At 74.4% G+C, this 19,331-nt stretch carries 15 protein-coding genes; 5 read left to right on the top strand and 10 right to left on the bottom strand.

Going from position 1 to position 19,331, the window contains the following annotated elements:
* Positions 1-57 precede the first annotated feature (57 nt).
* The 3 genes from ACY0MR_RS33035 (at position 58) to ACY0MR_RS33025 (ending at position 5,833) form a co-directional block, all read left to right on the top strand.
* Complete coding sequence (locus tag ACY0MR_RS33035; RefSeq protein WP_361863061.1) at positions 58-1,185, top strand: aminoglycoside phosphotransferase family protein; 1,128 nt, start codon at positions 58-60, stop codon at positions 1,183-1,185.
* A 295-nt stretch (positions 1,186-1,480) separates the two neighbouring features.
* Positions 1,481-3,475 (top strand): N-acetylmuramoyl-L-alanine amidase, encoded by a 1,995-nt coding sequence (locus ACY0MR_RS33030; protein ID WP_473557088.1) that lies wholly within the window; start codon positions 1,481-1,483, stop codon positions 3,473-3,475.
* A 159-nt stretch (positions 3,476-3,634) separates the two neighbouring features.
* Complete coding sequence (locus ACY0MR_RS33025; RefSeq protein ID WP_473557086.1) at positions 3,635-5,833, top strand: terpene synthase family protein; 2,199 nt, start codon at positions 3,635-3,637, stop codon at positions 5,831-5,833.
* A gap of 53 nt (positions 5,834-5,886) precedes the next feature.
* Here the strand turns inward: ACY0MR_RS33025 and ACY0MR_RS33020 are convergent, their stop codons facing one another.
* The 8 genes from ACY0MR_RS33020 to ACY0MR_RS32985 form a co-directional block, all read right to left on the bottom strand.
* A complete protein-coding gene (locus ACY0MR_RS33020; protein WP_361851320.1) occupies positions 5,887-6,252 on the bottom strand; it encodes an RNA-binding S4 domain-containing protein in 366 nt (121 codons plus the stop codon).
* Positions 6,253-6,270: 18 nt separating this feature from the next.
* Complete coding sequence (locus ACY0MR_RS33015; protein ID WP_388797191.1) at positions 6,271-6,771, bottom strand: hypothetical protein; 501 nt, start codon at positions 6,769-6,771, stop codon at positions 6,271-6,273.
* Positions 6,772-6,827: 56 nt separating this feature from the next.
* Positions 6,828-9,602 (bottom strand): ATP-binding protein, encoded by a 2,775-nt coding sequence (locus ACY0MR_RS33010; protein ID WP_388798088.1) that lies wholly within the window; start codon positions 9,600-9,602, stop codon positions 6,828-6,830.
* A gap of 826 nt (positions 9,603-10,428) precedes the next feature.
* Positions 10,429-10,833 (bottom strand): ACT domain-containing protein, encoded by a 405-nt coding sequence (locus ACY0MR_RS33005; RefSeq protein WP_388797189.1) that lies wholly within the window; start codon positions 10,831-10,833, stop codon positions 10,429-10,431.
* Between the two features lie 36 nt (positions 10,834-10,869).
* A complete protein-coding gene (locus ACY0MR_RS33000; RefSeq protein ID WP_473557082.1) occupies positions 10,870-12,036 on the bottom strand; it encodes a thiolase domain-containing protein in 1,167 nt (388 codons plus the stop codon).
* The gene (locus tag ACY0MR_RS32995) at positions 12,029-13,096 is read right to left on the bottom strand and encodes a thiolase domain-containing protein (RefSeq protein WP_473557080.1); all 1,068 of its coding nucleotides are present in this window, start codon (positions 13,094-13,096) and stop codon (positions 12,029-12,031) included. The genes ACY0MR_RS33000 and ACY0MR_RS32995 overlap by 8 nt, the downstream gene beginning before the upstream one ends.
* Positions 13,093-14,046: an OB-fold nucleic acid binding domain-containing protein gene (locus ACY0MR_RS32990; protein ID WP_404083592.1), complete on the bottom strand. Its 954-nt coding sequence runs from the start codon at positions 14,044-14,046 to the stop codon at positions 13,093-13,095. The genes ACY0MR_RS32995 and ACY0MR_RS32990 overlap by 4 nt, the downstream gene beginning before the upstream one ends.
* Positions 14,047-14,112: 66 nt before the next feature.
* A complete protein-coding gene (locus ACY0MR_RS32985; RefSeq protein ID WP_361851308.1) occupies positions 14,113-14,922 on the bottom strand; it encodes a crotonase/enoyl-CoA hydratase family protein in 810 nt (269 codons plus the stop codon).
* A 164-nt stretch (positions 14,923-15,086) separates the two neighbouring features.
* On the opposite strand from ACY0MR_RS32985, the gene ACY0MR_RS32980 reads away from it, so the two are divergent.
* On the top strand, positions 15,087-16,724 hold the full coding sequence (locus ACY0MR_RS32980; RefSeq protein ID WP_388797180.1) for an acyl-CoA synthetase: 1,638 nt from the start codon (positions 15,087-15,089) through the stop codon (positions 16,722-16,724).
* Between the two features lie 199 nt (positions 16,725-16,923).
* Here ACY0MR_RS32980 and ACY0MR_RS32975 read toward each other — a convergent pair whose 3' ends face one another.
* Both ACY0MR_RS32975 and ACY0MR_RS32970 read right to left on the bottom strand, forming a co-directional pair.
* Positions 16,924-17,337 (bottom strand): VOC family protein, encoded by a 414-nt coding sequence (locus ACY0MR_RS32975; protein WP_388797177.1) that lies wholly within the window; start codon positions 17,335-17,337, stop codon positions 16,924-16,926.
* 190 nt (positions 17,338-17,527) lie between these two features.
* The gene (locus ACY0MR_RS32970; protein WP_473557076.1) at positions 17,528-18,409 is read right to left on the bottom strand and encodes an alpha/beta fold hydrolase; all 882 of its coding nucleotides are present in this window, start codon (positions 18,407-18,409) and stop codon (positions 17,528-17,530) included.
* A 102-nt stretch (positions 18,410-18,511) separates the two neighbouring features.
* Between ACY0MR_RS32970 and ACY0MR_RS32965 the strand changes: the two genes are divergently transcribed.
* Positions 18,512-19,327, top strand: a complete 816-nt coding sequence (locus tag ACY0MR_RS32965; RefSeq protein ID WP_388797171.1) for a pentapeptide repeat-containing protein — start codon at positions 18,512-18,514, stop codon at positions 19,325-19,327.
* Positions 19,328-19,331 lie beyond the last annotated feature (4 nt).

The raw sequence follows: 19,331 nt of genomic DNA, 5'->3' as shown, positions 1-19,331 counted from the left end.
GGGGCGGGCGGGGCGACGCACGCAACTCGTCGGCACACGAAGGGATCTGTCACCTCCATGTACACAGCATCGTCCTCCGTGTCCGCCCCGCCCCGGCCGCAGCACCGCATCGTCCCGGCCGGCGGCGGACCCTACCTCGCACCCGCCCCGCAGGCCGTACGGCCGCGGCGCTGGGTGGCCGGCACGGGTACCCAGCCGATCAGCGGAAGAATCGATCTGTCAGGCCCCCAGGGGGCGCAGCTGAAGATCGCGATCGCGTCCGTCCACCGCATCTGTCCCGAGTTCAACCCCGTCCAGGTGCTGCGGCGCAGCGGGCGGTCGGTGCTGATCGTCGGGACGACCGGGCGGACGACGGCGGTCGCGAAGTGTTTACTGGACCACTCCCCCGCGTGGGTCGAGCGGTTCCAGCACGAGATAGCGTCCTACCGCTCCTTCGTCCGCCACCGTCCGCCGGTACGGGCGCCACGGCTGATCGCGGCCGACCCGGAGAACTGCACGCTGGTGATCGAGCGGATGCCCGGACGGGCGGCGGCGCTCTCGCGCCACCCCGTCGAGGCGCCGCCCCGGGCCGACGTCCGGGCCGCGCTCGGTGCGATCGCCCGGCTCAACGCCTGGCGCCCGCCGGCGGGGACGTTCGACGCTCCGCTGGACTACGGGGCCCGGATCGCCCGCTACCACGAGCTCGGACTCTTCACCGACCGGGACCGGGACGACCTGCAGAAGCTGCTGCACGGTCTGGCGCACGCGGGCGGACGTCAGGGCATGGGCCAGTTCTGCCACGGTGACGCCCTGCTCTCCAACATCCTCCTCTCCCCCGCCGGACCCGTCCTCGTCGACTGGGAGCACGCCGGCTGGTACCTCCCCGGCTACGACCTGGCGACCCTCTGGGCGGTGCTCGGCGACGCCCCGCTCGCCAGGCGGCAGATCAGCCAGCTCGCCCAGCAGGCGGGAGCGGCGTCCCGGGACGCCTTCCTGGTGAACCTGATGATCGTGCTGACGCGGGAGATCCGGACCTACGAGACGGCGGTGCAGCGCACCATGAAGGAGGCTCCGCCGGCCGGTTCCGTACCGGTGCCCACGGGCGCGCTCGCGCCCGGCGAGGAACAGCGGCTGCTGCTGAGGCGGCTGCACGACGACTGCGCCATGGCACGGCGGGCCGTGCGCGCGGCGGTCGGGACCCGCTGAAGGGCGGCCCGGCCGACGAAACGGGGGGTGCGCCGTGCCCCGGTGCCGACACACCGGGACGCGGCGCACCGGCGTCTCCCGCCCGGCGGGAGACCGGGCCATTGGTCCACGCCACTGACGCGTCCCAGGCCCGGGACCCGTCTCCGCGAAACTCCGCCGGACGGCCTCCATCCCCGCGCTGACGTGGGAACTTCAGCCGTGGGCCACGTGATTGACGGATCGTCCGGGACCCGATACCCCTGTACGGGTTCGGTCCCGCACGCCCCGGTGTCACCCCCCGCCTCTGGAGGCTGCCTTGCCCCGTTCCACGTCCCCGGGTCTCCCGGGATCCGCACCCCGGCGCCGTGCGCCGAGGGCGGCGGGCGTCCTCGCCTGCGCCGCCCTGCTGCTCCCGCTGCTGTCCGCCGCGCCGCCGGCGGGTGCCGAGGCGGCCGAGCCGGGAGCCCTCCAGGACCAGTTCGCGCGGGCGGCCTCGCGGCACGGCGTACCGGAGAGCGTGCTGCTCGCCGTCTCGTACCTCCAGTCGCGGTGGGACGCCCACGGGGGCGCGCCGAGCGTGTCCGGCGGCTACGGGCCGATGCACCTGACGGACGCGGTCACCGCCCTGACCGAGGCTCCGCCGCACCACTCGGAGGGGACGGAGGACGCGCGCGGGGACTCCTCGCGCGGCGTGCGGACCGGCGCGGAGGCGCCCCGGCCCGCCGCCGTCCCGTCGGCCTCCGCCCTGCCCGCGCGGCTGCGCACCCTGGAGCGGGCCTCGGAGCTGTCCGGGATCCCGGCCGAGGAGCTGCGGACCCGCACGGCCGCCAACATCGAGGGCGGGGCGGCGCTGCTCGCCGCCGCCCAGCGGGCGTCGGGCCGACCGGCGAGCACGGACCCGGCCGACTGGTTCGGGGCGGTGGCGGCGTACTCGGGCGCCGACGACTCGGCGACCGCCGCCACGTACGCCGGTGACGTGTTCGACGTGATCCGGTCCGGCGCGTCACGGACCACGGACAGCGGGCAGGTGGTGTCCCTCGCGGCCGCCCCTGCGGTCGCGCCCGACACCGGGCAGCTGGCCGCCCTCGGTCTGCGGCCGCCCGCCGACGGCCCCGTGGAGTGCCCGCGCACGGTGGCCTGCGAATGGATCCCGGCGCCGTACGAGGAGTTCGGCGACGGCGACTACGGCAACCACGACAAGGCGAACCGGCCCGCCTCGCAGTCGATCGACTACATCGTCATCCACGACACCGAGGCCACCTGGGACGTCACCCTGCAGCTGGTGCAGGATCCGACGTACGTCTCGTGGCAGTACTCGCTGCGCTCGTCCGACGGGCACGTCGCGCAGCATCTGGCGCTCAAGGACGTCGGCTGGCACGCGGGCAACTGGTTCGTGAACGCCAAGTCCGTGGGCCTGGAGCACGAAGGGTTCCTCACCGCGCCGGACTCCTGGTACACGGAGGCGATGTACCGCTCGTCGGCCCGGCTCGTGCGCCATCTCGCCGCCCGGTACGGCATCCCGCTCGACCGGCAGCACGTCCTCGGGCACGACAACGTGCCGGGGACGGTGGCGTCCACGATCGCGGGCATGCACACGGACCCGGGGCCGTACTGGGACTGGGCCCACTACTTCGAGCTGCTGGGCCGGCCGATCACGCCGAGCGCCGGTCCCCGGGCCGGCGTGGTGACGATCCGGCCCGACTACGGCGACCACCGGCCGGTCTACACGGGCTGCGTCTCGGCGGGCGAGGCGTGCGCGCCGCACGGCAGCGGGGCGGTGCGACTGCACACCGCCCCGAGCGCCGACGCGCCGCTGGTGAGGGACATCGGTCTGCGGCCGGGCGGGCAGGACTCGACCACCGGGGTCAACGACACGGGGGCCCGCGCCTCGACCGGGCAGAGCTATGCGGTGGCGGAGCGGAGGGGCGACTGGACGGCGATCTGGTACCTCGGGCAGAAGGCGTGGTTCCGCAATCCCGTGAAGGAGCCGACCGCGGTGAACGCGCGGGGGCTCGTCCTGACGCCCCGCGAGGGCCTGGCGTCGGTACCGGTGTACGGGCGGGCGTACCCGGAGGCCTCGGCGTACCCGGCGGGCGTGCCGGTCCAGGCGGTGTCGCCGCTGCCGTACGCGCTGCTCGCCGGCCAGCGGTACGTGGTGGGTGACCGGACCCCGGGCGAGTACTACTTCGCTCCGGTGTTCGACAGCAGCGGGCATACGGTCGTTCGAGGCCAGGAGGAGTACTACCAGATCCAGTTCGGCCATCGCGTGGCCTTCGTCAAGGCTGCTGACGTGCGTGTTTCCCGGGCCTGATCGGGGGCTGGCCGAAAGCGGAGGGGTGGTGCCGGAGGAGCGGTCCGGCACCACCCCTCCGGCGTTCATAGGACTATTCAGGAGATCGCGTGCGCCGTACGGGTCACGGGTAAAGGTGGGCCCGACACACCCCCTGCTCACCGGAAGGCCCACCAGCAGATGCCTCAGCCCTTCGTTATGCCGGATTTCTATGTCCCGTATCCGGCACGGCTCAACCCCCACGTGGAGGCGGCCCGCACCCACACCCGTGACTGGGCGCGGTCGATGGGGATGCTGGAGGGCTCGGGGGTCTGGGAGCAGCACGACCTCGACTCGCACGACTACGCGCTGCTCTGCGCGTACACCCATCCCGACTGCGGCGAGGAGGCCCTGAACCTCGTCACCGACTGGTACACCTGGGTCTTCTTCTTCGACGACCACTTCCTGGAGGTCTTCAAGCGGCCCCAGGACAGGGCGGGCGGCAAGACGTACCTGGACCGGCTGCCGCTGTTCATGCCGGCGGACCCGGCGGCGGGCATGCCCGAGCCGACGAATCCGGTCGAGGCGGGGCTCGCCGACCTCTGGCTCCGGACCGTCCCGTCGATGTCGGAGGGCTGGCGGGTGCGGTTCGCGGAGGCCACCGAGCACCTGCTGAACGAGTCGCTCTGGGAGCTCGACAACATCAACGACGGACGGATCGCCAACCCCGTCGAGTACATCGAGATGCGGCGGAAGGTGGGCGGCGCGCCCTGGTCGGCCGGGCTCGTCGAGTACGCGGCGGGGGCCGAGGTGCCGGCCCGGGTCGCGTACTCCCGCCCGCTGCGGGTTCTCAAGGACGCCTTCTCGGACGCCGTCCACCTGCGCAACGACCTGTTCTCGTACCAGCGCGAGGTGGAGGACGAGGGCGAGAACAGCAACGGCGTCCTCGTGCTGGAGAAGTTCCTCGGCTGTACGACCCAGGAGGCGGCGGACGCCGTCAACGACCTGCTGACCTCACGGCTCCAGCAGTTCGAGAACACGGCCCTCACCGAAGTCCCGCTCCTCGCGGCCGAGAAGGGCCTGGACGCGGCCGAGTGCGCGGCCGTCGCCGCGTACGCGAAGGGGCTGCAGGACTGGCAGTCCGGCGGCCACGAGTGGCACATGCGCTCCAGCCGGTACATGAACGAGGGCATGGTGGGCGGCCCCTCGCACCTCGACGGGGTCCTCGGCACCTCCGCGCTCGACATCCGCACCCTCTTCGGGCGCCCGGCGGCGTCGCGGCTGCGGGCCCTCACCCACGTGCCGCACCAGCGGGTGGGGGCCTCGCTGCTCCCCGAGTTCGACCTGCCCTACCCGCTCGCCCTCAGCCCGCACCACGCCGAGGCGCGCCGGCTGTCCCTCGACTGGGCGGAGCGGTTCGGGCTCCTGGACGACCTCTGGGACCGGCCGACCGCCGAGGGCTTCGACCTGGCGCTCTGCTCGGCGGGGCTCGACCCGGACGCCACCCCGGAGGAGCTGGAACTCAGCGCCGAGTGGCTGACCTGGGGCACCTACGGGGACGACTACTACCCCGCCGTCTTCGGCCGCCCGCGCGACCCGCGGGGCGCGAAGGAGCAGACCGCACGGCTCAAGTCCTGCCTGCCGGTCGAGGATCCGGCCGCGGGCGCCGCGCTCGCCGCCAACCCGCTGGAGCGCTCGCTCGCCGACCTGTGGGCCCGGACCGCGGGTCCGATGACGGCCGGGGCCCGCACGCAGCTCCGCCAGGCGCTCGACGTCATGCTGGACAGCTGGCTGTGGGAGCTGCACAACCAGGCACAGCACCGGGTGCCGGACCCCGTCGACTACATCGAGATGCGCCGCAGCACCTTCGGTTCCGAACTGACCACGCTGATGGCCCGGTTGCGGCACCAGGAGGTGCTGCCGCCGGAGTTGTACCGCTCGGGGACGGTGCGCGCCCTGGAGAACGCGGTGATGGACTACGGCACCCTGATCAACGACCTCTTCTCCTACCAGAAGGAGATCGAGGTCGAGGGCGAGGTCCACAACGGGGTGCTGGTGCTCCAGACGTTCTTCGACTGCGACTACCCGACGGCGGTGGCCATGGTCGACGACCTGATGCGGGGCCGGCTGCGTCAGTACGAGCATCTCAAGGCGCGTGAGGTCCCGGTGATGTACGAGGACTTCGGGCTCGACGCGGCGGGGCGCGCCGCCTTCGAGGCCTACCTGCGGGAGCTGGAGGACTGGCTCGCGGGGATCCTGAACTGGCACCGGAAGGTACGGCGCTACGGGGCGGCGGACGTGCACGCGGGCAGCGGGGCGGCGCTGTTGCGGCGCGGCCCGACCGGGCTCGGCACGTCGGCGGCCCGGATGGCGGACCTGCTGGGCCCGGTGAGGGTCTGAGCGGCGCGGACGGGGTGCGGAGCGGTCCCGTGGACGGCTCCGCCCCCCGGCGGTCAGGAGCTGCGGCCGCGCAGCTCGTCGAGTTCGCGGCGGTCGCGCTTGGTGGGGCGCCCGGCGCCCCGGTCCCGCACGGCGGCCACGGCCACGTGCTCGCGCGGCGGCGGGGGCGGGCTGTTGTCGACGTACGCCTCGACGGCGACCGGCGGGCCGACCCGCTTGGTGTGGAGCTCCTTGACCTCGACGATCCGCTCCCTGCCGCCGTGGAAGACGCGGACCTCGTCGCCGGGCTTCACCGACTGGGCGGGCTTGGCCCGTTCGCCGTTGACCTTGACGTGCCCGGCCCGGCAGGCCGCCGCGGCCTGGGCCCGGGTCTTGGTGAGGCGGACCGCCCAGATCCAGCTGTCGACGCGTGCGCTCATCGGCCCCCGGCCTCCCCGTCAGCCCTGCTGGAACAGCTCGGCGGGCAGCGGCTTGAGCAGCGCGTAGAGGTCGTCGGTGATCGGCCGGTCCCAACTGGCGATCGTCACCAGGACGTTGTCGCTGCGGTCGAACTGGACGCAGGAGATGCGGCTCTCGGAGAGCTTGAGGCGGCGGACGATCAGGAGGTTGTCGCCCTGCATCACGGGGACGTCCTCGGTGTCGAGGACCTCGACCGGCTCGTCGTTCTCCAGGGCGGCGAGGAGCTGGGCCACCTCGAAGGGGACCTGTCCGTCGGCCAGCTCGCGCGCCGGCGAGCCCTCGGGCAGGTTGCCGATGATCATCGCGGGACCGCGGCCGCCGAACAGGTCGTACCGGAGGAAGACGCCCTGGCAGGAGCCGTCGGGCGCGGGCAGCAGGCCGGCGCCGAGATTGCCGGGCCAGTCCCCCGGGTCCATGGCCAGGACATCGAAGTCCGGGCCCGCGGGAGTGGCGGCGCTGCGGCGGCGGAGGAAGGACATACGGCCATGGTACGTGCCCCGGCGCACGATGCGACGCGCCGGGCGGCTCCGGCCGGTCAGCCCTGTCCCGCCGGGTCCCGGGGCTCCCGTCCGGTGTTCCTGAGGGCCTCCGCGAGGCCGGTGCGGTCGGTGCCGAGCTTGCGGTAGACGGCCGAGAGGAGCCGGGCCACGGCAGGGCCGTCGACACCCAGGACGGCGGCCGCGTCCTGGTCGCGGACGGTGAGGTCGGCGGCGGCGCGCTCACGGGCGGTGAGCGTGTCGGTGCCGGCGGGGTGCAGGGCCCGCGGTCGCAGTCCGGCGGCCGCGAGCTCGGCGCGGGCCGTCTCGACGAGCGCGTCGGCCCCGCAGTCCTGGGCGGCCTCCAGCCCCCGGTAGAGGTGCTCGGCGGCCTCCGCCGCCCGCTCGGTGCGCCGCAGGGCCGCGCCGAGGGCGACCAGGGAGCGGGCGAGCTCGTAGGCGGCGGGCGACTGGTCGAGCCAGTCGACGGACTCCTCCAGGAGCTTCACGCGGTCGGCGGGCTCGGACACCTCGGCGGTGACGCGGAGCGCCTGGCCGATCGCGGAGGGCGCGCCGTACTGGCGGGCGCGGGCGACGGCCTCCTGGGCCGTGGCGAGGCCCTTCGCCGGGGAGGTCGCGGCCTCGGCGAGCGCGAGGTGGAGCTGCCAGGGGCAGCAGGAGGGGTTGCGCTTGCCGCGCGGGTCCAGGCGTCGGCCGACGGCGGCCAGCGCCTCGGCCGCCTCCTCGGTGCGGCCCGTGGCGAGCAGCAGTTCGGCGTGGACGGTCTCGCAGTCGGGGATGGTGACCGCGGCGGGGAACGGCTCGCCGAAGTCGTGCTCGCGGGCGACCTCCACGGCCTCGTCGGTGCGGCCGCGGGCGATGAGCACCTCGATCATGACGCCGGTCGCGTACCAGAGCGCCGGGGTGCGGGCGCCGACGCGCTCGGCGAGGCGGAGTCCGGCGCGGGCGAAGTCCTCGGCCTCCATCAGCCGGCCGCGGCGGAAGCGGATGTAGCCGATGAGGGTGTAGGCGAAGGCCAGGTGGGCGCCGCGCCAGCCCTGCTTCTCGAATTCGGCGGTTCCGGCGGCGAACAGCTCCTCCGCGCGGCCGGGCCGGTCGGCGTAGAGGTGGAGGAGGGCGACGAGGACCGGCACCTCGAAGCCGCGGCTCTCGTCGGCCCAGGTGAGGCCGCCTTCGAGGGCGCGCTCCGCCTCCCTGAGGGCGACGGAGGCGGGTTCGGCGCGCAGGGTGGCGTCCCAGGCGCGGAGTCCGATGATGTACCGCTCGGTGACGTCCCGGCCGGTGAGGCGTTCCGCCAGGGCGGCGAGGCGGCGGGACCGGGCGGGCGACTCCGGTTCGTCGGCGCGCAGCGCGTCCCACATGAACTTCTCGGCCTGCATCCGCAGTCGGCTTCGGGCGTCGGTCGCCTTCCGGGCCTCCTCACCGAGGAGCTCGGAGGCCTCGACGAGCCGGTCGCTGTGGGCGAGGACCTGGGCGAGGCGGTAGACGATGCCGTGGCGCAGGGCCGGGTCGGCGACCGGCTCCTCCAGCGCGGCCCGCAGGTGGTTGACGGTGGTGACGGGCTCGGTGAGCAGCGAGGAGCAGCCGAGTTCGTAGAGGACGGCGGCCCGGTCGTCGTAGGCGGGCGGCTCGCGCAGGGCGCGGGCGAGGAAGCGGCGGGCCGCGTCGGGGGCTCCGGCCCGGAGGTTCTCGCCGGCGGCGGCGCGCAGCTGGTTGACGACCCAGGGGTCGCCCTCCGGGTGGGTCTCCAGGAGGTGGCGGGCGGCCGCGGTGGGACCGAGGCCGGCGTCGACGACGGCCCAGGCGGCCTGGCCGTGCAGGGCGACGCGGGTGGCGTCGGGGATGGACCGGTAGACGGTGGTCGCGATGAGGGGGTGGACGAACTGGAGCGGGTCGTCGGCGCCTTCGGCCTCGGCGAGGACGCGTGCCTCGCGGAGGCGGGCGGCGCAGTCGGCGACCGCCTCGCCGCCGAGGGCGGCGACGGCGCCAGCGAGCTGGGGCGAGATCTCGGTGCCGAGGACGGCGCAGGCCCAGGCGAGGCGGACGGTGGCGGGGCCGAGCCGTTCGAGCCGGGTGACGAGTCCGGTGCCCTTGAGGGCGGCGGAGAGGTCACGGAGTTCGTGGGCGCCGTCGGCGGTGGGTTCGAGGCCGCGGTCGCAGACCTTGGCGGCGAGTTCGACCGCCTCGAAGGGGTTGCCCGCGGTGACGGACCAGAAGTCGCGGCAGAAGCTGTCGTCGGCGTGCTCCCCGACCCGGTCGCGGACCAGCTTGGCCACGGCGGACGAGGTCAGCGGGGCGAGTCCGAGGGGGCGCTGCCCGGATCGCCGTCCGGTGAACTCCACTCCCTCCTCGGGGAGTTCGTCGGGCCGGTAGGCGACGACCAGGAGCATGGGCAGCTCCTCGGCGCGCGGGGCGAACGCGGCGAGCCAGCCGAGGGACTCGGGGTCGGCCCAGTGGACGTCGTCCAGGACGACCACGAGGGGCGCCCGTCGTACGGCCAGGTGGGTGAGGACCCAGTCGAGGCCGTCGCGCAGGCCCTGCGGGTCGGGCGGCGAGCCCTCGGCGGAGGCGCGGAGCCCGAGGGCGGGACCGACGATGTCGTACCAGGAGCCGAGGCGTTCGCGCAGTTCGGCGTCGGAGGCGTGGGCCAGCTGGGGCTGGAGGAGCTGCCGGGCGACGTGGAACGCGACCCGCTGCTCCTGGTCGCCGCCGCGCGCGGACAGCACGGTGCAGCCGCGGGCGCCGGCCCGGCGGCGGATCTCGGTGAGCAGGGTGGTCTTGCCGAGTCCGGCGGGGGCGGCGTAGGCGAGGATGCCGCCGCGGCGGACGACCGGGGGTCGGTCGGTGGTCGGGGCGGACGGTCCGGGTACGAGGCCGCCGTCGGGCACGGGCCGGAGGCCGCCCCGGCCGGTGGGGGCCTGGGCGGACTCGGAGTGCGTGCTCCGGGTGCCGGTCGCCGGATCGGGATCCTCGGCGGACGTGCGGTCGGGTACCGCGACCAGGTGCGGGCCGCGCGTCTCGCGCGGCGAGGGTACGGCGACCGGCCACGGCGGCTCGTCCCCGAGACCCGTCAGGAGGTCGAGCGCCTCCTCGGCCGCGGTGAGCGCCGCCTCACGCTCGATCAGGCCGCTTCCCTGCCGGGCCGACCTGCCGTCCTGACGTGCCACGTTCCACCCCCACACAGGGGGCGCGCGCCCGGCGCACGGTCAGGGGCGCCAAGCGGGAAGCCCCGCGAAAGTCCCAGCGTACGCCCGATGGAGTGAGCTGGGACGGTCAAACGGCCAAGCAAAGGCACGCCGTGTCGTCGTCGGCGCGTTCGGCGCGGCGCGCGACGGTGGAGATCACCCGTCCGGCGGCGGTCGCGTTCGCGTCCGCCGTGGTCAGGACGGTGGTGTCGGGCGGGGTGACCTGCCGCTCCCGGCCGGCGGGGGCGGGACGGAACGTCCGATACCCGGCGCGCCGTTCCACGGGCCCGCGCCGGGCCCGAGGGACGTGCCGGTGGCCGAAACGCGACTGCCCCTCGGGGCCGTCGGGGCCGGAGGGGCGTCGGTGCGGTCCTGGCGGGCGCACCGTGCGCCCCCTGCACGCCCAGGGCCTGGCGTCGTGGGGCGGACGGGAGTCGATCCGGCAGAGGGCGGCCTAGGAGTGCCCCCCGTCCGCCGAGAGCCGGTGGAGTACGGCCAAGGCCTGCTGGGCGCGGGCGTGTTCCACGAAGAGGTGGTCGTGGTGGAAGCCCGCCACGACGTTGCAGCTGAGCCCCTCGGCCGCGAGCGCCGCGGCGACGGCGGCGGTCAGGCCGACGGCGTCGAGCGCCGAGTGCACGCGCAGGGTGATCCGCCCCGCCACGTAGTCGTACGGGAGGGCGGTGGCGTCCGCCTCCTCCTGGCGCACCACGAGGGTGAGGCCCTCGTCCTCGGCGACGGTCACCACGGGGGCGACCCCGGCCGGGGCGGGGCCGTCCACCGTGGTGAAGACGTAGCGGGCGGGGTCGAGCTCCGGCCGCATCCCGGCGAGCAGCCGGGTCAGGTCACGTTCCGCGTTCATGGCCGCCAGGGTAGGCGCCCGGAGGCCCGGCGCGGTTCAGCCGGTGGGCGGGGTGTCCCCCACGAGCCACATCGCGAAGAACTGGGCTCCGCCGCCGTAGGCGTGCCCGAGGGCCCGGCGGGCGCCGTCGACCTGGTGCTCGCCCGCCTCTCCACGCACCTGGAGCGCGGCCTCGGCGAAGCGGATCATGCCGGACGCTCCGATGGGGTTGGTGGAGAGCACTCCGCCGGAGGGGTTCACGGGGAGGTCGCCGTCGATCTCGGTGACGCCCGCCTCGGTGAGCTTCCAGCCCTCGCCCTCCTCCGCGAAGCCGAGGTTCTCCAGCCACATGGGCTCGTACCAGGAGAACGGCACGTACATCTCGACCGCGTCGATCTCCCGTCGGGGGTCGGTGATGCCGGCCTGCCGGTAGACGTCGGCCGCGCAGTCGCGGCCCGCCCGCGGCGAGACGAAGTCCTTTCCGGCGAAGAGGGTCGGTTCGCTGCGCATCGCGCCGCCGTGCAGCCAGGCGGGCGGGCGGGGGGAACGGGCCGCGCCCGTCCGGTCGGTGAGGACCATCGCGCAGGCGCCGTCGGACGAGGGGCAGGTCTCGGAGTAGCGGATCGGGTCCCAGAGCATCGGGGAGGCCCGCACCTTCTCCAGGGTGAGGTCGTGCTCGTGGAGGTGGGCGTAGGGGTTCTTGAGCGCGTTGCGCCGGTCCTTGTAGGCGACGAGGGAGCCGATGGCGTCGGGGGCGCCGGTGCGCCGCATGTACGCGCGCACGTGCGGGGCGAAGAAGCCGCCGGCGCCGGCGAGCAGGGGCTGCTGGAAGGGCACGGGCAGCGAGAGGCCCCACATGGCGTTGGACTCCGACTGCTTCTCGAACGCCAGGGTGAGGACGGTCCGGTGGACCCGGGCGGCGACCAGGTTGGCGGCGACGAGCGCGGTGGAGCCGCCGACGGAGCCGGCGGTGTGGACCCGGAGCATGGGCTTGCCGACCGCGCCGAGCGCGTCGGCGAGGGACAGCTCGGGCATCATGACGCCCTCGAAGAAGTCGGGCGCCTTGCCGATGACGACGGCGTCGATGTCCGCCCAGGTCAGTTCGGCGTCCTCCAGGGCGCGGACGGCGGCTTCGCGGACGAGTCCGGCGATGGACACGTCCCGGCGGGCGGCGACGTGCTTGGTCTGGCCGATGCCGACGACGGCCACGGGCTCTTCAGGCATCTGTGTCCCCTTCCAGGACGGCGACCAGGTTCTGCTGGAGGCAGGGCCCGGAGGTGGCGTGGGCGAGGGCGCGGTCGGAGTCGCCCCGGTGGATGCGGGCGGCGGCCTCGCCGAGCCGGATGAGGCCGGCGGCCATGACGGGGTTGGCGGCGAGGGGTCCGCCGGAGGGGTTGATCCGCACCCCGTCGTCGAGGCGGAGGGCCCGGCGGAGGACGACCTCCTGGGAGGTGAAGGGCGCGTGGAGTTCGGCGGTGTCGACGGGTGCCTCGAAGGCTCCGGCGCGTTCGGCGGCGAGGCGGGTGGAGGGCGAGTCGGTGAGGTCGCGGACGCCGAGGGAGTGGGCCTCGATGCGGTGGTCCATGCCGCGGATCCAGGCGGGGCGGGCGCAGAGTTCGCGGGCCAGGTCGCCGGCGGCGAGGATCACGGCGGCGGCTCCGTCGCCGATGGGCGGGCAGTCTCCGGTGCGCAGCGGCCGGACGAGGTAGTCGCCCTGGGGGCGGGCGCCGGGCAGTTGGGCGTGCGGGTTCGCGGTGGCGTCCTCGCGGCTGCGGACGGCGATCGCGGCGAGGGCGGGTTCGTCGGTGGCGCCGGCGTCGAGGAGTGCCTGGGCCTGGAGGGCCGCGAGGGAGACGGAGTCGGGCCAGAGCGGGGCCAGGTAGTAGGGGTCGAGCTGGCGGGTGAGGACATCGCGGACGGAGCCGGGCGAGGCCTTGCCGTAGGAGTAGACGAGAGCGGTGTCGGCCTGGCCGGTGAGCAGCTTCACCCAGGCCTCGTAGAGCGCCCAGGCGCCGTCCGTCTCGACGTGCGACTCGGAGATCGGCGGCCAGGCGCCGACGCCGTCGAGGGCCATGGTGAAGGAGAAGGCGCGGCCGGCCAGGTAGTCGGAGGAGCCCGAGCAGGTGAACCCGATGTCGGAGGTCTTGAGGCCGGTCTGCCGCAGGACCTCGTGGAGGACGGGCATGACCATCTCGACCTCGGAGAGGTCGTCGGTGCGGCGGCGGTGGTCGCTCTGGGCGAAGGCGACGATCGCCACCTCTCGGTCCGGCCGGTGCGGCGTCACAGCAGCTCCTTGTAGGTGTCGTAGTCGGCGTCGGGTTCGCCGGTGGGCCGGTAGTGGTCGGGGTAGCGGCCGTCCTCGCTCCACACTGGCTCGACGCGCAGGCCCATGCGGACCTGGTCGTAGGGGATGCCGCCGATGCGGCCGTGGAGGGCGAGCCCGGCGCCGTCGAGGGCGATGTGGGCGTAGACGTACGGGACCTCGATGTCGAGGTTCGCGGCCTTGATGTTGACGATGCAGTACGTGGTGACGGTGCCGCGGGGTCCGACCTCGACCTGGTCGGTGGTGGCGACTCCGCAGGTGGGGCAGGCGCCGCGGGGCGGGACGTACACCTTGGCGCAGGAGGGGCAGCGCTCGCCGACGGTCCGGCGTTCGGCGAGGGCGCGCAGGTAGCGGGTCTGGGCGCGGCCGGGGCTGTAGGTGTAGTCGAGGCGGGCGGCGGCGACGATGCCGGTGACGGGGTCGGCGAACCGGCCGTCGTGGGGCGCGGGTCCGGCGGCCGGGTCGCCTTCGTACGGCTCGAAGCACGCGATGTCCGTGATGGCGCCGGTCCGTTCGGCGGCCCAGCGGACGCGGACCCGCAGGCCGGTGCGGACCGCTTCGGGGCCGGGGGCGTCGAGGGCGTGCAGGAGTGCGGTGTCGGCGCCGTCGAGGCGGACGAGGGCCCAGGCGAAGGGGGTCGCGAGGGGCTGTCCGGGCCGGGGGGCGGGGTTCCAGGCCCAGGTGGTGACGGTGCCGGTGGTGCCGACCTCGACGAGGTCGCGGAGTTCGGCGGCGGTGGCGGGGTCGTACTCGACGGGCGGGACGAGGACCTCGCCGGTCGCGGTGCGGACGCCGAGGACGGTCCGCTCGCGGAGGCCGGTGAGGAAGGCGGACTGGACGGGGCCCAGGGAGCGGGTGAAGGGGAACTCGACGACGAGGGGGGCGCGGAGGGTCTCCGGCGGGGGTGTCATGGGGACTCCTTGGTGGCGGTCGGTGGTGGGGCGGCCCGGGGCCGCGGTGCGGGGCCCGCGGCCCGTTCACTCGCGCCGGAACCGCGGCGGCCGCTTCTCGGCGAAGGCCCGCGCCCCCTCCTTCGCGTCGGCCGTGTCGAAGACCGGCCAGCCGCGCTTCAGTTCGGCGGCCAGTCCCTCGGCCTCGGTCAGCTCGGCGGTCTCGTACACGGACGCCTTGACCGCCTCGACGGCGAGCGGTCCGCAGGCGTTGATCCGCTCGGCGATGTCGAGGGCCGCGTCGAGCGCGGTGCCGTCGGGGACGACGCGCCCGACGAGGCCGATCGCGGCGGCCTCGGCCGCGGTGTAGGGGCGGCCCGTGAGGAGCATTTCGAGGGCGTGGGTGCGGGCGATCTGCCGGGGCAGGCGGACCGTGGAGCCGCCGATCGGGAAGAGGCCGCGCCGGACCTCGAAGAGGCCGAAGGTGGCCGAGGCGGCGGCGACCCTGATGTCGGTGCCCTGGAGGATCTCGGTGCCGCCGGCGACGCAGTAGCCCTCGACGGCGGCGATCACGGGCTTGCGGGGGCGGTGGTGGCGCAGCATCGCCTTCCAGTGGAGGTCCGGGTCGGCCGTGAGCCGGTCCCGGTACCGCTCGCCCTCCATTCCCTTGCCGGCCAGGGCCTTGAGGTCCATGCCCGCGCAGAAGGAGCCGCCCGCGCCGGTGAGGACGACGGAGCGGATGCCGTCGTCGGCGTCGGCCTCCAGCCAGCCGTCGTGAAGGCCGACGAGCATCGGCAGCGAGAGGGCGTTCTTGGCCTCGGGCCGGTTCAGGGTGAGGACGAGCGTGGCGCCCTCGCGCCGTACGCCGAGGTGTTCGGTGCCGCCAGTGCCACTCATGGGGGTCTCCCGTCTCCAGTTCTGGAACAGGTTGCAGGAGCACGGGGCCCAGTTCAATAGTTTTCTGACACCCAGTCAGATTCTTCTGCGCACCCCCTTCCGCCCTTCGCCGGTCGGCGCTCTAATGACCGCCGAGTCAGTGCGAACCGGGGTCAGGAGGAACGGTGGAGTACAACCTTGCCGACCTGTTCGAATCGGTCGTCGACGCGGTCCCCGACCGCGAGGCGCTGGTGTACGTCGACCATCCGGGGACCGGCGAGGAGCGTCGGCTCACCTACGCCGAGCTCGACGAGGCCGCCAACCGGATCGCGCACCACCTCACCGACGCGGGCATCCGGCCGGGCGAGCACCTCGGGCTCCACCTGTACAACGGCGTCGAGTACCTGCAGACCGTCCTCGCCTGCCTCAAGGCGCGGATCGTGCCGGTCAACGTGAACTACCGGTACGTGGAGGAGGAGCTCGTCTACCTCTACCGGGACGCCGACCTGGCCGCGCTCGTCTTCGACGCCGAGTTCACCGACCGGGTCGCGGCGGCGCTGCCGCAGACGGAGAAGCTGCGGCACCTCGTGCGGGTGGGGACCCCGCCCGAGGGAGCGCCCGCGCTCGACTGCGTCCCGTACGCGGAGGCGGAGGCCGCCGGCTCGCCCGCTCGCGGCTTCGGGCCGCGCTCGGCCGACGACCTGTTCATCATCTACACCGGCGGGACGACCGGGATGCCCAAGGGCGTCCTGTGGCGCCAGGAGGACCTGTTCTTCGCCGGGCTGTTCGGCGGGGACCCCGCGGGCGAGGCCGTGAAGCGCCCCGAGGAGCTGGCCGAGCGGGTCGCGGCCGGCGGCGCCGGCATCACCTTCTTCCCCGCGCCGCCGCTGATGCACGGCACCTCCACACTGACCGCGTTCATCGCCTTCAACTACGGCCAACGGGTCGTCCTGCACCGCAAGTACGTGCCGGAGGAGGTCCTCCGCACCCTGGAGAAGGAGAAGGTCTCCAGCATCTCCCTGGTCGGGGACGCGATGCTGCGACCGCTCGTGGACGCGCTGCGCGGGCCGCTCAAGGGAACGGACCTCTCCGCCCTGTTCAGCCTGTCCTCGTCCGGGGCGATCATGTCCGAGACCGTGCGGGCCCAGCTCCAGGAGCTGATGCCCGACGTGCTGCTGCTCAACAACTTCGGCTCCACCGAGTCCGGTTCCAACGGCCGCGCCACCGACGACTCGGGTCCGGCCAGGGGCTTCCGGCTGCACGTCAACGAACGCACCCGGGTCGTGGACCCGGCGACCCGGACCCCCGTCGCTCCCGGCGAGATCGGCCGGCTGGCCCAGCGGGGCCACGTTCCGCTCGGCTACTACAACGACCCCGGGAAGACGGCCGAGACGTTCTTCGAGGCGGACGGGGTCCGGTGGGTGCTCCTCGGCGACATGGCGACCGTGGACGAGACCGGAGTGGTCACCGTCCTCGGCCGCGGGTCCCAGTGCATCAACACCGGCGGCGAGAAGGTCTACCCGGAGGAGGTGGAGCAGGCGCTCAAGTCCCACCCCGACGTGTACGACGCCCTGGTGGCCGGAGTGCCGGACGCCCGCTGGGGCAACCACGTCGCCGCGGTCGTCCAACTCCGCGCGGACGCGCCCGCGCTCGGCCTGGAGGAGCTCCAGACCCACTGCCGTCCCCGCCTGGCGGGGTACAAGGTCCCGCGCCAGCTGGTGCTCACCGACCACATCCAGCGTTCTCCCAGCGGGAAGGCGGACTACCGCTGGGCCCGCTCCGTGGCCGTGGAGGCGGACCAGGAGGGGGCGTCACCCGCCTGAGGAAGGCCGGCACGGCCGGCCGGCCGCTCCTTGGAGTCGGGCAGGGTGAGAAGCGGCAGGGGCCGGAGCGGGCAAGATCAGGAGCGGATCGGGCCGGCCCCGGACGGAAGGGCCACGGGCCGGCAGGGTCCGCCTCCGGATCCGACCGGCCTCCGGCCCCGGACCGGGACCGGCCCGGCCCCGGACCGGCCCGCCCGGATCAGCCCTGCTCGCTGATGTTCACCATCCACGTGACCCCGAAGCGGTCCGTGCACATGCCGAACACGTCGCCCCACATCTGCCTCTCCAGGGGGACCGACACCGTGCTGCCGGCGGCCAGCCCGTCCCAGTAGCCGCGCAGTTCCCCGGCGTCGTCGCCGCTCAGGCTCACCGCGAAGCCGTTCCCCGGCGTCTGCTCCATGCCGGGCGGGCTGTCCGCGCCCATCAGCGTGAAGCCGCCGGGCGTCTCCAGCATCCCGTGCATGATCTTGTCGGCGTACCCGGGCGGCGCCTCGCCCCCGGCGTCGCCGTAGGTGTTGAGGGTGAGGGTTCCCCCGAGGACCTCCTGGTAGAACTCCATGGCCTGCTTCGCTTCACCGGGGAAGCTGAGGTAGGGGTTGAGACGAGTGGTCACACCTGGCTCCTGTCGTGTCGCGCCGTGGACGGTGCCGGACACACGTCGGGGGCGCCGTCGCTCCGATCCTCCCCCGGCCCCCGCCCGATCGGCCGCGGCGCGCCGCGCGCCTGGCCCGATCGGGCCACGGACCGCCCCGCCGGGCCGCGCGGCGATGCGGTCCGGTGCGGTTCTAGAGGCCGAAGCTCCGCTAGGCGAGGCGGACCCCGTCGACCGTGACGGTGCGGACCTCCGGATCGAGGAAGGCGGCGACGGGCCGGACGAACGCGTCGGCGTCGTCGACCCAGGGGAAGTGCCCGGCGCCGGGCAGGACGACGAGTTCGGCGTTCGGGAAGTAGGCGGCGGCCTCGGCGGCCTTGGCCGGGGTGGGGCCCGGGTCGCGCTCCCCCGCGAGGACGAGGACCGGCGCGGTGAGCGCGGCGAGTGCGCGGCGGGTCGCCTCCGGGGTGTACGCGCCCTCCCCGTGGTAGACGGGGGCGGCCAGGTCGTTCGCCTGCTCGGCCTCGCCGGCGGCGTGCTCCTGGGCGGCCGCGTCCCAGCGGCCGTAGCCGAAGGGGGCGACGATCTCGCGGACGCGGGCCGGCGGGGTGTCCGGGCCGATCGCGTCGAGCGCGGCCCTGGCCCCCGGGTACCAGGGCCGGTCGGCGAAGACCTCGGCGGCCTCGTCCCACTCCTCGTCGGTGGTGAGGACGCCGAGCGCGCGACCGGCGGAGGTGACGACGACGAGCGAGCGGATCCGCTCGGGGTGGGCGGCGGCGTACAGGGTGGCCAGGTTCCCCCCGGCCGAGTGGCCGAGCAGGTCGAGCCGCTCAAGACCGAGATGGCGGCGGAGCGCCTCGACGTCCCCGACCTGCCGGTCGCAGCGGTACGTGCCGGGATCGGCCGGTGCGGCGCTCGCCCCCGTCCCCCGGGCGTCGAGCAGGACCAGGGTGCGGTGCGCGGTGAGCCCGCCCAGGTCCCCGAGGTAGGCGGCGTCGCGCATCGGTCCGCCCGCGAGGCACACCAGGGGTTCGCCCCGTCCCTCGGTCCGGTAGGCGAGTTCGGTTCCGTCGTACGAGGTGAACATCGGCATGCGGCCGATCCTCACCGCCCGCCGACGATCTTCGCAACCGGTTTGGCGGCGGCCGCGATACGGTGGGCGCACCGTCCCCGACCAGCGAAGGAAGCATTCCACGTGCCCGAGACCCGGGAATCCGCGCTGCGGGGCGACTGCGCCTCGTGCTTCGGCCTGTGCTGCGTGGCGCTGCCCTTCGCCAGATCGGCGGACTTCGCCGTGGACAAGGCGCCGGGCGAGCCCTGCCGGAACCTCCGCGAGGACTTCCGCTGCGGCATCCACACCGTGCTGCGGCCGAGCGGTTTCCAGGGCTGCACGGTGTACGACTGCTTCGGCGCCGGGCAGCGGGTCTCCCAGGTGACCTTCGGCGGTGTCTCCTGGCGCGAGGCGCCGGAGACCGCGGGCCTGATGTACGACGTGTTCCAGGTGATGCGCCAGCTCCACGAACTGCTGCGCTACCTCACGGAGGCGCTGGACCGGCCGGCGGCCCGTCCCGTCCACGGCGAGCTGCGCGGGGCGCTGGCCCGGGTCGAGGGTCTCGCCGGAGGCTCGGCGGACGAGCTGGCGGCCCTGGCGGTGCCGGAGGTGCGGGCCGAGGTGAACCGGCTGCTCCTGCGGACGAGCGAGCTGGTCCGCCGCACCGCCGGCGGGAGACCGGGGAGCCGGCGCGGTGCCGATCTGATCGGCAGGCGGCTGCGCGGGGCGAAGCTGCGCGGCACGGATCTGCGCGGGGCGCTGCTGATCGCCGCCGATCTGACGGGTGCCGATCTGTCGCTCACGGATCTGATCGGCGCGGACCTGCGGGACGCCGATCTGTCGGGTGCGGATCTGACCGGTGCGCTCTTCCTGACGCAGCCCCAGGTGAACGCGGCGCGCGGGGACGCCGCCACCCGCCTTCCGGAGGGGTTCGAGCGTCCCGCGCACTGGGCTTCCTGAGCCG

The sequence above is a fragment of the Streptomyces sp. JN8 genome, assembly GCF_055808075.1.
This window is presented reverse-complemented; position numbering and strand designations above follow the sequence as displayed.

Excerpts from the sequence above, each read along its gene's own strand:
- ACY0MR_RS33015 (WP_388797191.1), bottom strand. The coding sequence starts at position 6,771 with ATGTCCTTCCTCCGCCGCCGCAGCGCCGCCACTCCCGCGGGCCCGGAC.
- ACY0MR_RS33000 (WP_473557082.1), bottom strand. The coding sequence starts at position 12,036 with ATGCCTGAAGAGCCCGTGGCCGTCGTCGGCATCGGCCAGACCAAGCAC.
- ACY0MR_RS32985 (WP_361851308.1), bottom strand. The coding sequence starts at position 14,922 with ATGAGTGGCACTGGCGGCACCGAACACCTCGGCGTACGGCGCGAGGGC.
- ACY0MR_RS32970 (WP_473557076.1), bottom strand. The coding sequence starts at position 18,409 with ATGCCGATGTTCACCTCGTACGACGGAACCGAACTCGCCTACCGGACC.
- ACY0MR_RS33025 (WP_473557086.1), top strand. The coding sequence starts at position 3,635 with ATGCCTCAGCCCTTCGTTATGCCGGATTTCTATGTCCCGTATCCGGCA.
- ACY0MR_RS32990 (WP_404083592.1), bottom strand. The coding sequence starts at position 14,046 with ATGACACCCCCGCCGGAGACCCTCCGCGCCCCCCTCGTCGTCGAGTTC.
- ACY0MR_RS33035 (WP_361863061.1), top strand. The coding sequence starts at position 58 with ATGTACACAGCATCGTCCTCCGTGTCCGCCCCGCCCCGGCCGCAGCAC.
- ACY0MR_RS33005 (WP_388797189.1), bottom strand. The coding sequence starts at position 10,833 with ATGAACGCGGAACGTGACCTGACCCGGCTGCTCGCCGGGATGCGGCCG.
- ACY0MR_RS33020 (WP_361851320.1), bottom strand. The coding sequence starts at position 6,252 with ATGAGCGCACGCGTCGACAGCTGGATCTGGGCGGTCCGCCTCACCAAG.